Genomic DNA, 15,261 nt, shown 5'->3' on the forward strand with positions numbered 1-15,261 from the left:
ATCCTCCTAAGCTGCTTTTTTACGATCAATTAGTACGGCAATGATAATAACGACACCTTTCACAACCATCTGGAAGAAAGAAGATACGCCGAGTAAATTAAGTCCGTTGTTTAATGTACCAATAATGAGTGCACCAATTAACGTACCAATAATTAACCCACGTCCACCTGAAAGACTCGTTCCACCTAGTACAACTGCGGCGATCGCATCAAGCTCATAAGATGTACCCGCTGTTGGTTGTGCTGAATTTAAGCGTGACGTAAGGATTGCCCCTGCAAGTGCTGATAACAACCCTGCTAATGAATAAATCATTACTTTTATACGCGAGACTTTAATACCTGAGATAAGTGCTGCTTTCTCATTTCCACCGATTGCGTATGTTTTTCTACCGAATGGAGTTTTGTGTAAAATAACCCATAGAACACCGAACGATAGAAGCATTGTAATGGCAGGAACTGGAATGCCAAGGAAATAACCACGACCGAACAGTTGAAAGGCATAGCTATCACCAAGACCTGTTATTGGATTACCATCTGTGTATACGAGAGTTAGTCCACGAAACATTGTCATTGTAGCGAGCGTTGCAATGAACGGCGCCATTTTACCTTTTGTAATCAATAATCCGTTTACCATTCCCATTAATGCACCAAGGAGTGACCCAATTAGTATAGCTAATATCGGATCAATACCAGATACCATCATGCCAGCCATTAGCGCACTGGATAGGGCAAGAATTGACCCAACTGATAAATCAATTCCGCCAGTTAGAATAACAAAGGTCATACCATATGCAATAAGGGCATTAATGGCAACCTGTCTAAGCAAGTTGAGTAGATTTAATGGCTCTAGGAAACTAGGATTTAAAATTGAAACGGTGATAACGAGAACCATTAATCCTAGAAGTGGTCCAAGCTTTTGCATAACATCCCCAACGTGATTCGTTTTCATTTTATTCATCTTCCTGACCTCCTGTTGCCAGTGTCATTATTTTCTCTTGCGTTGCTTCTTCTTTAGATACTTCTCCAGTCAACTCCCCTTCTCGAAAAACGAGAATACGATCGCTCATTCCAAGAACTTCTGGAAGCTCTGATGACACCATTATGATCGCGACACCACGATCTGTTAGCTCATTCATAAGCTGATAGATCTCACGCTTCGCGCCTACATCAACTCCGCGCGTTGGTTCATCCAGAATCAAGACTTTAGGACCAATACCAATCCATTTCGCAATGACAACCTTTTGCTGATTGCCTCCTGATAGATTTTTGGCACTTGTACTAGCAGACTCTGTTTTAATTGTCAGTCTTTTAATGAGCAGTTCTACAAAATCCTGCTCGCTTTTCTCATTAATGAGACCTTTAGGGGCAAAACTATATAAACTCGGAAGTGCAATGTTGTCTTTTAATGAGAAATCTAGGACGAGCCCTTCTTCTTTACGGTCTTCCGTAATAAAACCTAGCCCCAGTGATACAGCTTGATGTGGACTTTTAATTGTCACTTGCTTTCCATTAAGGTGAATTTCCCCACCGTATCTTCCATCTAGCCCAAAAATGGTACGCATAATTTCCGTACGTCCAGCTCCCATTAAACCTGACACACCAACGATTTCTCCTGATCGCACCGAAAAGCTGACATCTTCGAAGGCACCTTTACGTGAAAGTCCCTTAACTTCAAGCATCGTATCACCAGGGTTTGGGGATCGTTCTGGAAAGCGGTCTGTTAATTCACGTCCCACCATTTTCCGTACGACTTCATCAAAGCTCGTATCTGGTATTGGTTTTGTATCAACGGTTTTACCATCTCGCATAACCGTAATGCTGTCACAAATTGTGAAAATCTCTTCCATTCTGTGTGAAATATATACAATTGAAACACCTTGAACTTTCAGTGATTGAATCACTTGAAAAAGCGTTTGAATTTCTCGCTCAGTTAACGCGGCAGTCGGCTCATCCATTATAATCACTTTGGCATCTGTCATTAATGCTTTGGCAATTTCAATCATTTGTTGCTGTCCAACCGAGCATTTACCTGCTTCCTGGTGAAGAGGGATGGATATAGCAAGCTTTTTAAACTGTTCATTCGCAACCGCTTTCATTTTTCTCGTATTTAGTAATCCGAAATGTGTAACCGGTTCCTTATTGATGAATAAGTTCTCAAGAACGGTTAAATCAGGCCAGATATTCAGTTCCTGATGAATAAATGCTACACCATTTTCCTCTGCCTGCTTCGGATTATCAAAAAACGTTTCCTTCCCATCTGACAAAATTGTTCCACTGTCTTTTTTGTGTAGACCAGTAAGAATATTCATCAAAGTGGATTTGCCAGCTCCATTCTCACCCATAAGAGCGTGAACCTCTCCATCTTTAATTTCAATGTTGACCCCTTCAAGCACTTTATTACTACCAAACGCTTTATGAATATCGTGCATGCTAATTTGCAAATCGTTCACCTCTTTTAAAAGTTTACACCTGCGTGAAGAATGCAGTTGGCAAATGGGGTTGTCTCTCCTGTTCGAATGACAACCTTCGCTTCTTTTGTACGTTCCTTAAACAGTTCATGAGTAAGATACTTTGTTGGAATCTTATCAAGACGATGCTTAAGTTCTTGATCTACCTCTACATTTGTTTCCACCTCTTCAGCAAGCGTGACTTGTTCAACGACCATTTCGTTAAGAAGTTCAGTTACCACTTCAATGAAAGATGGCGTGCCCGGCCTAAGCGCAAGATCAATTTTGGTTACACCATTTGGTACTGGAAGCCCTGCATCCGCTATCACAATTTGATCCGTATGACCGAGATCTGCAAGGACTTTTGCTATATGACTATTGAGCATACCTCTTCTTTTCATTCCGATAGCACCCTTTCTACCTCTTCACGCGTTGGCATACCACCTTGTGCCCCAAAACCGGTTACAGAAAGGGAAGCCGCACGATTTCCAAATGTTATGCTTTCCACAATTCCTTTTCCTTCTGCAATGGCGGTACCAAACGCTGCATTAAACGTATCTCCAGCTCCTGTTGTATCAACAGCTTCTACTTTAAAAGAAGGAACAAGCACTTCTTTCACACCATCAAAATAACGCACTCCTGCCGCTCCTTCTGTAATCATGACTTTCTCAGGGAATGCCATTAATGCATCTTTGATCGGTTGATCATGAAAAAGGACAGTTGCTTCATGCTCATTTGGTGTAATGTACGTTGCATTCTCAATAAGCTTTCTTGAAATCTCACGAGCTGGTGCAGGGTTTAGTAAAAGTGGTACATGTACCTTCTTGCAAAGCTCTGCAACATACTCCACCGTTTCTTCTGGAATTTCCTGTTGAATCATCACAAGGTCACACTCTTTTATTCGTTTCATCGCTTTATCAATATAAGCAGGCGTTATGTGATCATTTGCTCCTTTGACAACTACAATACTGTTGTCACCTTCTGCAAGAATGATGTGAGCCGTACCGCTCGCCACACCTGTAACCGGTTCCACATATTCTGTATTTACTGCATTGTCTGCAAAATTCTCCAAGATCGCTCTCCCGTAATCATCATCACCTACACAACCAATCATATAAACGTCCGCTCCGAGACGTGCTGCTGCAACAGCTTGATTTGCTCCTTTGCCTCCTGGAACGGTTTTAAATGATTCACCAAGTACAGTCTCACCTGCATTAGGACGTTCCTTGGAAGTGACCACAAGATCCATTGATGAACTACCGATAACTGCTACTTTTGCTTTACTCATCTTTATCAACCTTTCTTGTCGTATTTCGTTCAATTAATGAAACAGGAAGTTGAATCATTTGATCAATTTCTTGTTCTTTCTTAATCATTCGGATAAGAAGCTTCGCGGCTTCTTTCCCCATCTCATAAGCAGGCTGCCTGATTGTCGATAACGAAGGATAAGAAAGACTACTAAGTGGAATATCATCGAAACCTATAATCTGAAGCTCGTCTGGAATACTTTTACCGAGTCGAAGTGCTTCATGTAGAATAGCAATACCAACGATATCATTACTGGCAATGACTCCATCTGTTTCGGGATGTTTAGTGAAAAGCTCCTCTGCCCATGTTTTCGCCTCTTCAAATGCATAAGAAGTCGTTCCGAGTACTGAGAAATCAACAGCTGCTTTGCTTAGCTCTGCAAGCGCTCCTTGAAAACGGTCCTGAGCAGGCTGAACGTGTGCAGGGCCTTTAATAAGCGTGATTTTCGTTGAGCCTCTGTCTATTAGCGCCCTAGCAGCCAGCCTCCCACCTTCTCTTCCGTCTGCAAAAACAGAAGGATGATGCTTAGAGGTCCGATCTAAGAAAACGACAGGTAAATCTATATTTTCGTAGTTTTCGCGATCAGTATTGTTTGTTGCTGAGATTATACCAACCACGTGATTTTGTTCAAATGTTTGAATGTAATCGAGCTCCTTGGTTGCTTCTTCATCACTATTACCGAGCAACAAACGGAAACCCGCCTGATTAACTTCATCCTCCACTCCACGTGCGAGCTGAGGAAAAAATGGATTTGTAATATCAGGAAGCAATAATCCAATAAGCCTGGACTTTCGTTTATAGAGGGAACGAGCTACTTCATTTGGACTGTAATTCAAGCGTTCAATTGTTTCTAATACACGTTTTCTCGTTTCAACTCCAACGTACCCGTTATCATTCAAAACACGTGATACAGTAGCAACTGATACTCCAGCTTCCTTTGCAACATCTCGTATAGTAGCCACTAACTTCACTCCTCCCTACTTATGTAACCGGTTACACATAAAATACCATACATACAACTACAGTTTCAATATTTTATTTCAACTTTGTCTGACAAGTTGGACAGAAATACAATCTTCTTGATCCTGCTTTCATCTTCTGAATCTCCGTTCCATCAATCCGGCAGGGCTGTGCTTCACGATTAAACACCCAATGTCTATACTCACGCCGCGTTTTTCCTTCTTCCTTCAGTTTCATAGCAAGCTCTAAATCGTTCGTAATGCCATTATGTTTGTACGATTGCGTGACCATGGTTATCGTTGCCTCTGCCGCCCTCTCTAGCTGTTCTTCTGAACAATCTTTAGGACGATAATCAGGATGAATACCTGCTAAGAAAAGAATTTCGCTTCGCAAATAGTTCCCAATCCCACCAATGAAAGATTGATCAAGCAAAAGAGATGTCCATTTTTTACCGGAAAATGCTTTTGATTGAAATCGTTCTTTCAATTGTTCTGCCGTCACTTCTTCGCTTAGTAAATCCGGGCCTACTTTAGCTACAAAAGGATGTAACGGAACTTCTTCATCTCTTAGTACTTCAATATCAGAAGCACTGTAAAGAAGCGCAGACTTCTTCTCATTATGTAGAGCAAGACGAAGCTGACGGTTGTTTTTGGGATAATTATAGGCATTTCGAACATACCACTTCCCATAAAGCTGATTATGAGAATAGATTGTATACCCATTATCGAATCGAATTAACATCGCTTTTCCTTTTGTATCTACCCTTTTTACACTTGCTCCTTTCAAAATGGACTCATATCCTTTTAATTGATCAAATGCAAAATATACATCCAACACAGTTCCTTTTAGTAGCGCTTTTTCTACTTGGTCTGCTGCTCTTCTAATTTCTGGACCTTCTGGCATCGCTAAAGACCTTCTTTCTCATACAGTGATAACTTCAACTTCCCTAACGAGACTTTAATTAAACGAATAAAGAGGCTCTCTATAGAGGCCCCTTTTCTCATCACCTATCCGATTAGCCACCGATTGTTTTTCGAATGCCTAAAACCTTTTCCAATTCTGACCTTTTTTGGTTCTCTACAAGTATGTAAAGAACATCGTTCACCTTAATTTTCGTATCTCCAGACGGAGCAATCAATTCATCTTGACGTATGATTGCACTCACGAGAACTTTATCAGGGAAAGAAATATCCGACAGTTCTTCTCCAATGAGTTTGGAAGAAGAGGTTATCGTGTACGGAATCATCTCTGCATTTACCGTTGTAGACGATACAAGTTCGAGTGAATGAGATGGAATATGAACCTCCGGGCCAGTAAGTCCAAGGCGTTTTGCTATATATGGAATCGTTGTACCTTGAAATAAAGCCGAAGTCATTACGATAAAGAAAACTAAATTAAAGAAAAGTTGACTATTTTCAAGTCCTTCTAATAATGGGAACGTAGCAAGCACAATCGGAACCGCTCCCCTAAGACCAGCCCATGACAGAAACGCCTTTTCTTTCATCGTGAACTTAAATGGAATACTTGAAATCAAAACAGCGACTGGGCGAGCGATGAAAATCAAAATAAATGATAAGGCCAATCCTTTTAAAACAATCCATGTAGAAAATAATTCTGAAGGAAAAACAAGAAGACCTAGTACAATGAACATTAAGATCTGCATCATCCAGGCAATTCCATCATGAAAACGGAAGATCGTCTGACCGTATGGAAGACTTTTTGTATTCCCAAGCACAAGTGCTGCAGCATAAACAGCAAGCAATCCACTAGCGTTAACAAGATCCGTCATGCTGTATGTGAACAGAGCGATGCCAATTGAGAACACAGGATATAAACCGTTTGATCCAAGATCAATACTCTTCATTGCCCAAGACGCAGCAAATCCAAATAGAATCCCTATGAGAAGTCCTGCACCCATTTGCCAAAAGAAGGATAGAAAGAGAGACGCTCCGAAGGATTCCTCTCCTACAACTAGTTGAAGCAGAGAAAGCGTTAAAAACATCGCCATCGGATCATTTGATCCCGATTCTGCCTCTAGCGTGGATTGCAGTTTGCGCTTAATATTTTTACCTTTCATCACTGCAAACACGGCAGCAGCATCAGTAGAACCAACGATCGCACCTACAAGAAGCGCTTCGTTCCAGGTCACATCAAGAAACAGTTTCGCTGCAACTCCAAAAATTCCTGCAGTAATCAATACACCTACAGTTGCTAGCGATAATGAAATAGGAAGAACGGCTTTCGTTCTGCGCCACTCTGTTTGTAAACCACCATCGAATAGAATAAGAACAAGTGCTAAGATACCAAGCGATTGAGTGAGAGAAGCATTATCGAAGTAAATAAATCCAAACCCATCACTACCAAACAACATACCAACAATAATGAAAAGAACGAGTGCAGGTACCCCTAATCGTGAAGAGAATTTCGCCATCATCACGCCACCGATTAAAAATAATGCACTAAATAATATGACTGTATTTGTCTCCATTTATCTTGCCCCTTCTATAAATTCACATCAATCTTCAGTTTCGGGATATCTTCCGATTTTATTCCTATATATTTGAGCGTTTCATTACGAGTAGCATGGCCATATATTTTCTGTATTAACGATACTGCAACTCCTTGTTGATACGCATGATATCCAAACGTTTTTCGCAAACTATGATAACTTATCGGTTGATCAAGTTGTGCTTCTTCTGCAGCCCCGGATAAGATCCGGTGTACTTGCTGGCGAGTTATTGGATATTCATAGCTCCTTTTCGTATGAAATAAAAAAAAGTTAATCGAAGTAGATTTATCATCTATGTAGTGTTTCAATGCGCGCTTCACGGTTGAGTTCAAGTAAACATCTGTCGTTCCTGTGATGGTCGAATCTAGATACTCTTTCACTTTCCCATCTTTCATTACATCAGCAAGAGTAAGGCTCAATAAAGAAGCAAGACGCAATCCTGTATTTAAACTGACTACCATAAGTAAGTAATCACGCTTTGACCTATTCAACAACGTTTTTTTTAACTTAGATATGTTTGTCTTACTATGTATTGGCCCAACGTATCTCAAAATGACACCTCCACTGTATGTGACTCAATTATATCACAGCAACGAATATGTCACTAAGATTGTGCATCGTTTTTCTGAAATCAAGGTTTTGTAGAAAGGATTTCGCTTCCTTTCGTAGTATAATAATAAATAATGAACGAATATAGGAGGGATCTTGATGAATCTAGCAACTTGGTTTGAACAGGGATTGTCAAAGCTGCAATACATCCATACGATGGATGAGCACCGAGACGATTTATTAACCATCCACAATCACTTTCAACTCGAAAAATCTGATCTAGAATTTCTCCACTCTCTTCAATCAGAACGTATCCGCGCCCTCGTATTGACTGCTGACTGGTGCGGTGATGCTATGGTGAACCTTCCTATCTTTATGAGAATGGCTGATGAAGCAATGATCGAAAGCAAATACTTTAATCGCGATGATAATCTTGAACTAATGGATCAATACCTTACAAACGGTACTTCAAGATCTATTCCAATCATTATTCTAATTGATCAAAATGGACAAGAAATTGGTAAGTGGGGACCAAGAGCTCCTCAAGTTCAGTCCTATGTAGACAATGCGAAACAAGAATTACCTCCTAAAGGAGAACCAGAATTCAAACAAGCTTTCCTCTCATTCATTAGTGAAACGACTGAACGTTTTACGACAGACATCGACATGTGGACACATATAAAGGAAGATATGATTTCAATGATGAAACAATCCGTATCAGTCACTAAATAAAGACGTTCAGCTCGGCATTTGCCGGGCTTTTTTTGATGCCACCTTTTTTCTTCTCACACCAAACAATCCTCTAATTTGACAGTCGAAACCAGTCGATTTAGACTGGGGGGTATAGATTTTTCCTTAAGGCAAAAAATATGATTGTAGGAAATAATAGATTAATAATTAGAAGGAGAGGTTACCCTTGGGTGATTGGATAGTAGGATTAAGCCCTGTCATGCAGGCATTTATTTTTACACTATTTACATGGGGAGCGACTGCTTTAGGAGCGTCTTTCGTGTTTTTCACAAGGACAGTGAACCAAAAAGTATTTGATGGGATGCTCGCTTTCGCTGGCGGCGTTATGATCGCAGCAAGCTTCTGGTCCCTATTGAGTCCAGGTATTGAAATGGCAGAGCAACAAGGTGTTCCTGGCTATATACCTGCAGTCGTTGGCTTTCTGTTAGGAGGATTTTTCCTCTTGCTTGTAGACCGGATACTTCCTCATCTAAACGAAGACTTGTATTTTAAAGACATTAAAGATAAAAAAGCAAAGCATCGTACTGCTATGCTTGTATTCTCAATTACAATGCATAATATTCCTGAAGGACTTGCTATTGGTGTTGCATTCGGTGCAGTTGCTGCAGATTTCTCAACATCAACTTTAGCAGGTGCTATCGCACTAGCCATTGGTATTGGTATTCAGAATATACCTGAAGGAACGGCTGTATCCGTCCCTCTAAGAGGAGACGGTATGTCGAAAGGAAAGAGTTTCTTCTATGGACAACTTTCAGGAGTCGTCGAACCAATTTCTGCAGTTGTTGGGGCACTTGCCGTTATTTATATTCAGCCGTTGCTCCCATATGCCCTTAGCTTTGCAGCAGGTGCTATGATTTTCGTAGTGGCGAAAGAGATCATTCCAGGTTCACAGGAAAAAGGAAACGTGCAGATTGCTTCCATCTCACTAATGATTGGTTTTTCTGTTATGATGGTTCTCGATGTGGCACTTGGCTAAATCAAAAGGCGTGAAAACCTCGTAATCGGTTTTCACGCTTTTTGTGTGTTATTTTCACAATTCAAACAAACACCGTCACATCACATGAAACGCATAGCGATAAAGGCCATAATATAGCGGTATCAGCATAATAATTGAAAAAACAACCGTTGTTATCTTAACTGCCGTTTCACTAATTCCTCCCATTTTCTCATCGCTATGATCAAGAAACATAACAAAAATCAAATCCCACAGAATCCCTACAAAAAAGACTATTTTCCAGATGAGAGCATCACCTATTGGTATTCCAGTCACATATCCGAACAGGCCAGTCCAAGTCATAACTGAAACGAGAAAATCGATTTTCATCGCTACTGTTTTGTACTTTCCTTTCAACAAGAAGCCAATAGCAGGCGCTCCTAGTAAGCCAAGATAAGCAATCCATAAGATATCAGACATTCTCAATCCTCTCTCTTCATTCTCATTAGAGATATCTTAACAGCTTCTATTCGTATATCTAGTACCCTCCTTCATTTCAAACTAACCAACATATCCGGATAATTATGATAGGTTCCTCCTTACTCAAAAAAAAAATCGACTACTGAAGTCGATTTTAGATAGCGCCCTTTTATTCATTAACATGTCAATTTCCTATCAATTACACTTCTAAATGAAGGTTTTGTTTGGGAAGTGTTGGTCTGGTAGACAACTTTAAAGATGGGTCTCCAAATTCCATTGATTCAAGAATTTGTTCTTCCGAAAACCCAGTCATTTGTGAAATTTGTCGAATATCTACTTTTTTCTTCGATAGACGCTTAGACGACTGCACAGCCGATTTTGTTTGATAATGCACCACTGAGTAACGGTGCGTAAAGGATCCTACCGAATGCTTCACTGCTCCATTCCCCTTTCACTATGGGTTAACCTGAAATCGTCGGAATTAACAGGGTTACCGTCTGATTTCCCCTTCTTCACTAAACTAAACTGGGTAATCTGTCGGAACATACGTATTATTTGCATAACCACAACATTTCTTGCTATGGTAAAGTTCGAAAAAAAGGGGGAAATCATCAATGAAACAACCTAGAATTGGAATGGCACTCATTCTAGCAGCTATTCTGTTATTAGCAGCATGTAGCTCAACTGACTCTAAAGAGCAATCTACTGCATGGGACAATATTAAAGAAGAAGCAACTATTAAAGTCGCCACTTCTGGTACACTCTACCCAACTTCTTATCACGAACAAGAAACGAATGACTTAACAGGTTTTGATGTGGAGATTGTAAAAGAAGTAGCGAAGCGTCTGGACTTATCTGTCGAATTCACTGAAATGGGATTCGATGGCATGCTGACTGCAGTACAAACTGGTAAAGTCGATATGGCTGCTAACGATATTGGTATTACAGAAGAACGCAAAGAAAAATTTGCGCTTTCCACTCCTTACAAATTCTCATACGGTACAGCAATTGTGAGAAAAGATGATCTGTCAGGAATTGAATCGATTAATGATTTAGAAGGAAAAAAAGCAGCTGGTGCTGCAACAACTAACTTTATGAAGCTAGCTAAGAAAAAGGGCGCAGAAGAAGTAATTTATGATAATGCGACTAATGAGCAATATCTCAGAGACGTTGAAACTGGTCGTACCGACGTCATTTTAAATGATGTCTATTTGCAACGACTAGCATTAGCCGCTTTTCCTGAACTTGAGTTAACCATCCACCCCGATATCCAATACATGCCAAGTGAAGGTGGTTTGTTGATGAATAAGGAAAACGAACAATTAATTAAGAATGTCAACGAAGTGATAAAAGAAATGCTTGAAGATGGCACAATTGAAAGGCTATCCGTAGAGTTCTTTGATGGAGCTAACGTTACTGAGCTACCGGAGGATATTGAATTTCAAAAGTAAGATGTAAGAGGCTGGGACATAAGTAAATAACTATGAGAAAGACCCGAACAATTCATTTGAATCNAATTCATTTCATTTGAATCAGATCGGGTCTTTCGTAATTTACAGATAGGAAACAACCGCTTCGCCAACATACTTCGCTTTCCGCGGGGTGGGATGCTTGAGCCTCCTCGTCGCTTACGCTCCTGTGGGGTCTCACCTGTCTCACTAGTCCCGCAGGAGTCGAGCACCTTCCGCTCCAATTAGCGAAGTGTGGTTTTTTATATAAAAATTCTTTCCAAAGCAACAATCTTTTAGAAAAGAACCTTATATAAGAAAACATATCAATAAAAAAGCCACCCCAAAAATTGAGGCGGCACCATTCTATTATACTGCTTTAGCATTAATTTCTACGTCAATGTTTCCTCTTGTTGCTTTGGAGTAAGGACATACTTTGTGAGCTTCTTTTGCAAGCATATCAGCATCTTCCTGGCTAACTCCGTTAATTTCCACAGTTAAAGTTACACCAATTTTGAAGCCATTGTCTGCTTCATCTTTCAAAAAGCTAACGTCTGCAGTAGTTTTGGAATTAATATCCTTTTTCTTCTTACCTGCTACAAGGTTTAACGCGCCATCATAACAAGCAGAGTAAGCCGCAGCAAATAATTGCTCAGGATTAGAGCCAGTTTCTTCAGAATCATCTGTTGGCATTACAAGATTAAAATCAATTAAACCATCTGAAGATTTTACTGTACCTTTACGGCCACCTTCTGCAGTTGCCTGTGAAGTAAATAATACGTTACTCATTGAATACCATCTCCTTCTGATTTGCATATCTGAAGTGTACCCGTTCCCTATCAACTCTTAAACATCTCATAGTATAAATCTCTCTTTTATTCTATAAAAGGTTGAATTCATTCTACGTAAGGAGTATGATAGAACAAAATAGAACGTTTGTTCTATTTTGTTAGGGGGAATTTCATGACTAGAACCGCATTACTTATTATCGATGTCCAAAACGGTATGTTTAAAAGAGGCTCCTCAGTTTGTAATGATGCCAAACTACTTTACAATCTAAAGAAGGTTACCGCTTCTGCTAAATCTGAAGGAATGCCTATCTTCTATATCCAACATGAAACAAAAGGAAAACAACTTAATCGAAATAGTATTGAGTGGCAGATTCACCCTTTCTTTAAAGTTGAGAAAGACGATGAGGTAATTCACAAAACAACACCTGATTCTTTTCATCAGACCAATCTTGAACAAAAGCTTCGTGACAGACAAATACAGCATCTTGTCATTTCAGGTATTCAAACAGAAGTATGTGTAGATACAACGTGTCGAAGTGCTTTTAGTAAAGGCTTTTCAATCGATCTTATTCTTGATGCACATAGCACATGGAGCAGCCCCGATCTCTCTGCACATAAAATTATTCAACATCATAATCGTACGCTGGGTTGGTTTACGAATTTACTGTCTACTGATGGTTTTGTTGAAAGGTTGAAATAGCACTCGAATTATTTTTTCTCTAATAAGTTCTGGTTATCATGATGTGTCCACATATCTAATATTGGAGGAATTTGGGCTAATTTCGTAATGGAAATAATTTCTTCGTTACCTATTTGATCATTCCTTTTCCATATGGTTCTCATTCCGATCTTTTCTGCTCCTTCAATGTCATTTTCTAGATGGTCACCAATATATACTGCTTCATGCGGAGTAACATTTAACCGATTGAGTGCTTGAAAATAGATTTCTGAATCTGGTTTTTTAACCCCTAATTCTTCTGAAATAAGAATTGTGTCAAACAGCTCTTCTATTCCGAGAGCACGTACATTACTTAGCTGAAACTGAGTTCTTCCGTTTGATATTAATCCTAGTAAGTAACCCTGTTGGTTTAAAAAATGGAGAACATTGATCATTCCTTCAAAGGCTATGCAATGGTTTTGAAAAGTAGAGATGTAATCTTCTAATAGTTCATCCGCAGATAAATGTAACCTATACTCGTTAACCAACTGTTGATAAACTCGATCTTTCCACGTATATCCGTTATTATCCAGGTCTATAAATCGCTTACAGTACTGATCCTTTTCAATGCCCTCGAAGACGTGTACATGCCTTTCATATTGATTATGTATGAACGCTTGAACGGAAGCCTTTCGATTTAAAAGCGTTCCATCCAGATCAAAAAGAATTGCCTTTATCATGACTTTCATTCCTTTCTCTAACTCACTGTATTAACTTCTTGTCCGCAGTGTTCTATTCCTTCCTTTTACAATATACCTATCTCTGATCATCGATGTGCTATGAAAGATTATTAGATCAAGGGTTTGGGTAAATAGAACTAACAACCTCAAAAGGAGAATCGATATGAAAAATAAATCTAACATCGTAAATAAATTATCTTTCATTCTATTTTTTAGTACAGCTTTATTTATTTTAATCACAGCAAGCATCACTACTGATTTACGTTCTGGTGCTCACTTCATCATTGTCCCCCTAATATTTGCTACATTCTACATCTTTTTCAATCTTTACTATAAGTTGTTTAAGCTACAACAAAAAACAGCTACGCAATAAGTTAAGCTGCTGCTTTTTGTTCGCATTTTAATGTTTTCCTACTTTAATTAAGATTGATGTTTGTCCGATACCTCATTTGATTTCTCACTTAAAAGCTTTTCTTTATTCCCCTATACTAATTCAACTTGAGCTTCCGAATTTACAGTACAACTATTTTTAGATTCTTTGGCACCCTTCCCACTTTTAACATTGATTTAGCAGCTACCTTTTCATAATATATGAGTGATTCTGTTCATCGGAATGACAGAAAAGGAATGACAGTAAAAGACCACTTACGAAATAGGATAAATTTTCTAAATCTATTTACTTTTTTGTTATCTTCTGTAAAATAGTTTCTTAGAATCGTGAAGGAGGAACTCATATTGATCAGAAGATTAACGGAAGAAGATCATCATCAATGTCTTTCATTATTAACGCCCTATGCAGCAGAAAACCTATTTATTATAGGAGATATTGAAGCCTTTGGATACGACCAACCTTTCCAAAAGTTATGGGGCGACTTTTCTGAGAATGGTGAACTGCGAGCAGTCCTTTTAAAGTACGAAAAAAACTATATTCCATTTGCACCAGGTGAATTTGATGCAAAAAGAATAGGAGAAATTATATCAAGAGACACAGAATTTATTATGATGTCAGGACTGAAGCATGTCACTAGTCAGATTCAACCTCATATATCACATTCTTGTCGTTCGAGTAGAGAATTGTTCTATGCGAAATGTGATAGCGTTTCCCAACTTGCACTCGATCAGTTGGATCATGTTCAGATCGCTACCTTACAAGATCTTGATAAAATTCATACGCTTCATCAGGGAATCGATGAATTCGAAACCGGTGAAACAGTAGAAGAGAAAAAGCGTAATCAGGAAAAGGGTGTGTCGAGGACATATTATATAGAAGAAGATGGAAAGCCCGTATCCGCTGCCTCCACCGCTGCAGAAAATTCAGAGTCCGCAATGGTGGTAGGAGTTTGCACATTGCATGCCTATAAACGAAAAGGGTATGCTACACAGTGCACGAGCAAACTCTGTTATGACGTTTTGTCTGAAGGAAAGGTCTTATGCCTCTTCTATGATAACCCAGAGGCAGGTACTATTTATAAGCGAATCGGATTTCAAGATATTGAGAAATGGATGATGATTTCTTTTGAAACACAATCAGTCATCGTATAACAAAGCAGTCCTGAATATTCAGGACTGCTTTGTTTATTGTCAACAAGTAGTCACAAGTAGATGTCATTATCACTTGAGAGAAGAACCTAACTGCCATACTATTAAATAGGAGAGGAAGTATCCCAGTTTCAACAGCAGGCTATACT

General features: G+C 39.3%; 17 protein-coding genes. 5 read left to right on the forward strand and 12 right to left on the reverse strand.

All coding sequences use genetic code 11. The features are described 5' to 3' along the window. Positions 1 to 6: 6 nt before the first annotated feature. The 8 genes from rbsC to AB986_RS09955 all read right to left on the reverse strand — a co-directional run bounded on the left by rbsC (position 7) and on the right by AB986_RS09955 (position 7,774). Entirely contained in the window at positions 7 to 957 is a 951-nt protein-coding gene (rbsC, locus tag AB986_RS09920; RefSeq protein WP_048310659.1) for a ribose ABC transporter permease RbsC, read from the reverse strand. Beyond that, the gene (locus AB986_RS09925) at positions 950 to 2,440 is read right to left on the reverse strand and encodes a sugar ABC transporter ATP-binding protein (protein WP_048310660.1); all 1,491 of its coding nucleotides are present in this window, start codon (positions 2,438 to 2,440) and stop codon (positions 950 to 952) included. Before AB986_RS09925 ends, rbsC begins: the two co-directional genes overlap by 8 nt. A 14-nt stretch (positions 2,441 to 2,454) precedes the next feature. After that, a complete protein-coding gene (gene rbsD, locus AB986_RS09930) occupies positions 2,455 to 2,847 on the reverse strand; it encodes a D-ribose pyranase (RefSeq protein WP_048310661.1) in 393 nt (130 codons plus the stop codon). Then, positions 2,844 to 3,734 carry a ribokinase gene (gene rbsK / locus AB986_RS09935; protein ID WP_048310662.1) on the reverse strand — a complete coding sequence of 297 codons (891 nt, stop codon included), beginning with the start codon at positions 3,732 to 3,734 and terminating at the stop codon, positions 2,844 to 2,846. The genes rbsD and rbsK overlap by 4 nt, the downstream gene beginning before the upstream one ends. Then, positions 3,727 to 4,716, reverse strand: a complete 990-nt coding sequence (locus AB986_RS09940) for a LacI family DNA-binding transcriptional regulator (RefSeq protein ID WP_048310663.1) — start codon at positions 4,714 to 4,716, stop codon at positions 3,727 to 3,729. Before AB986_RS09940 ends, rbsK begins: the two co-directional genes overlap by 8 nt. Positions 4,717 to 4,789: 73 nt before the next feature. Then, the gene (gene nei / locus AB986_RS09945; protein ID WP_048310664.1) at positions 4,790 to 5,617 is read right to left on the reverse strand and encodes an endonuclease VIII; all 828 of its coding nucleotides are present in this window, start codon (positions 5,615 to 5,617) and stop codon (positions 4,790 to 4,792) included. A 112-nt stretch (positions 5,618 to 5,729) separates the two neighbouring features. After that, on the reverse strand, positions 5,730 to 7,202 hold the full coding sequence (locus tag AB986_RS09950; RefSeq protein ID WP_048310665.1) for a potassium/proton antiporter: 1,473 nt from the start codon (positions 7,200 to 7,202) through the stop codon (positions 5,730 to 5,732). 14 nt (positions 7,203 to 7,216) lie between these two features. Beyond that, the gene (locus AB986_RS09955) at positions 7,217 to 7,774 is read right to left on the reverse strand and encodes a tyrosine-type recombinase/integrase (RefSeq protein WP_048310666.1); all 558 of its coding nucleotides are present in this window, start codon (positions 7,772 to 7,774) and stop codon (positions 7,217 to 7,219) included. Between the two features lie 157 nt (positions 7,775 to 7,931). Between AB986_RS09955 and AB986_RS09960 the strand changes: the two genes are divergently transcribed. Beyond that, complete coding sequence (locus tag AB986_RS09960; RefSeq protein WP_048310667.1) at positions 7,932 to 8,504, forward strand: thioredoxin family protein; 573 nt, start codon at positions 7,932 to 7,934, stop codon at positions 8,502 to 8,504. Positions 8,505 to 8,688: 184 nt separating this feature from the next. Further along, entirely contained in the window at positions 8,689 to 9,498 is an 810-nt protein-coding gene (locus AB986_RS09965) for a ZIP family metal transporter (RefSeq protein WP_048310668.1), read from the forward strand. Positions 9,499 to 9,573: 75 nt separating this feature from the next. On the opposite strand, the gene AB986_RS09970 is transcribed toward AB986_RS09965, so the two are convergent. Further along, positions 9,574 to 9,936, reverse strand: coding sequence for a hypothetical protein (locus AB986_RS09970; protein WP_053216114.1), 363 nt, complete (start codon positions 9,934 to 9,936; stop codon positions 9,574 to 9,576). 199 nt (positions 9,937 to 10,135) lie between these two features. Beyond that, on the reverse strand, positions 10,136 to 10,372 hold the full coding sequence (locus AB986_RS09975) for a hypothetical protein (protein WP_048310669.1): 237 nt from the start codon (positions 10,370 to 10,372) through the stop codon (positions 10,136 to 10,138). Between the two features lie 178 nt (positions 10,373 to 10,550). Here AB986_RS09975 and AB986_RS09985 point away from each other — a divergent pair, with 178 nt between their 5' ends. Then, positions 10,551 to 11,387 (forward strand): transporter substrate-binding domain-containing protein, encoded by an 837-nt coding sequence (locus tag AB986_RS09985; protein WP_048310671.1) that lies wholly within the window; start codon positions 10,551 to 10,553, stop codon positions 11,385 to 11,387. Between the two features lie 366 nt (positions 11,388 to 11,753). Here the strand turns inward: AB986_RS09985 and AB986_RS09990 are convergent, their stop codons facing one another. After that, the gene (locus tag AB986_RS09990) at positions 11,754 to 12,173 is read right to left on the reverse strand and encodes an organic hydroperoxide resistance protein (RefSeq protein WP_048310672.1); all 420 of its coding nucleotides are present in this window, start codon (positions 12,171 to 12,173) and stop codon (positions 11,754 to 11,756) included. 174 nt (positions 12,174 to 12,347) lie between these two features. Here AB986_RS09990 and AB986_RS09995 point away from each other — a divergent pair, with 174 nt between their 5' ends. Beyond that, positions 12,348 to 12,875: a cysteine hydrolase family protein gene (locus tag AB986_RS09995; RefSeq protein WP_048310673.1), complete on the forward strand. Its 528-nt coding sequence runs from the start codon at positions 12,348 to 12,350 to the stop codon at positions 12,873 to 12,875. An 8-nt stretch (positions 12,876 to 12,883) separates the two neighbouring features. Here the strand turns inward: AB986_RS09995 and AB986_RS10000 are convergent, their stop codons facing one another. Then, a complete protein-coding gene (locus tag AB986_RS10000; RefSeq protein WP_048310674.1) occupies positions 12,884 to 13,573 on the reverse strand; it encodes an HAD family hydrolase in 690 nt (229 codons plus the stop codon). A gap of 735 nt (positions 13,574 to 14,308) precedes the next feature. On the opposite strand from AB986_RS10000, the gene AB986_RS10010 reads away from it, so the two are divergent. Beyond that, entirely contained in the window at positions 14,309 to 15,115 is an 807-nt protein-coding gene (locus AB986_RS10010; protein ID WP_048310676.1) for a GNAT family N-acetyltransferase, read from the forward strand. Positions 15,116 to 15,261: the final 146 nt, after the last annotated feature.

The sequence above is a fragment of the Guptibacillus hwajinpoensis genome (assembly GCF_001039475.1).
In the GTDB taxonomy this organism is placed as follows: Bacteria; Bacillota; Bacilli; order Bacillales; family Guptibacillaceae; genus Guptibacillus; species Guptibacillus hwajinpoensis.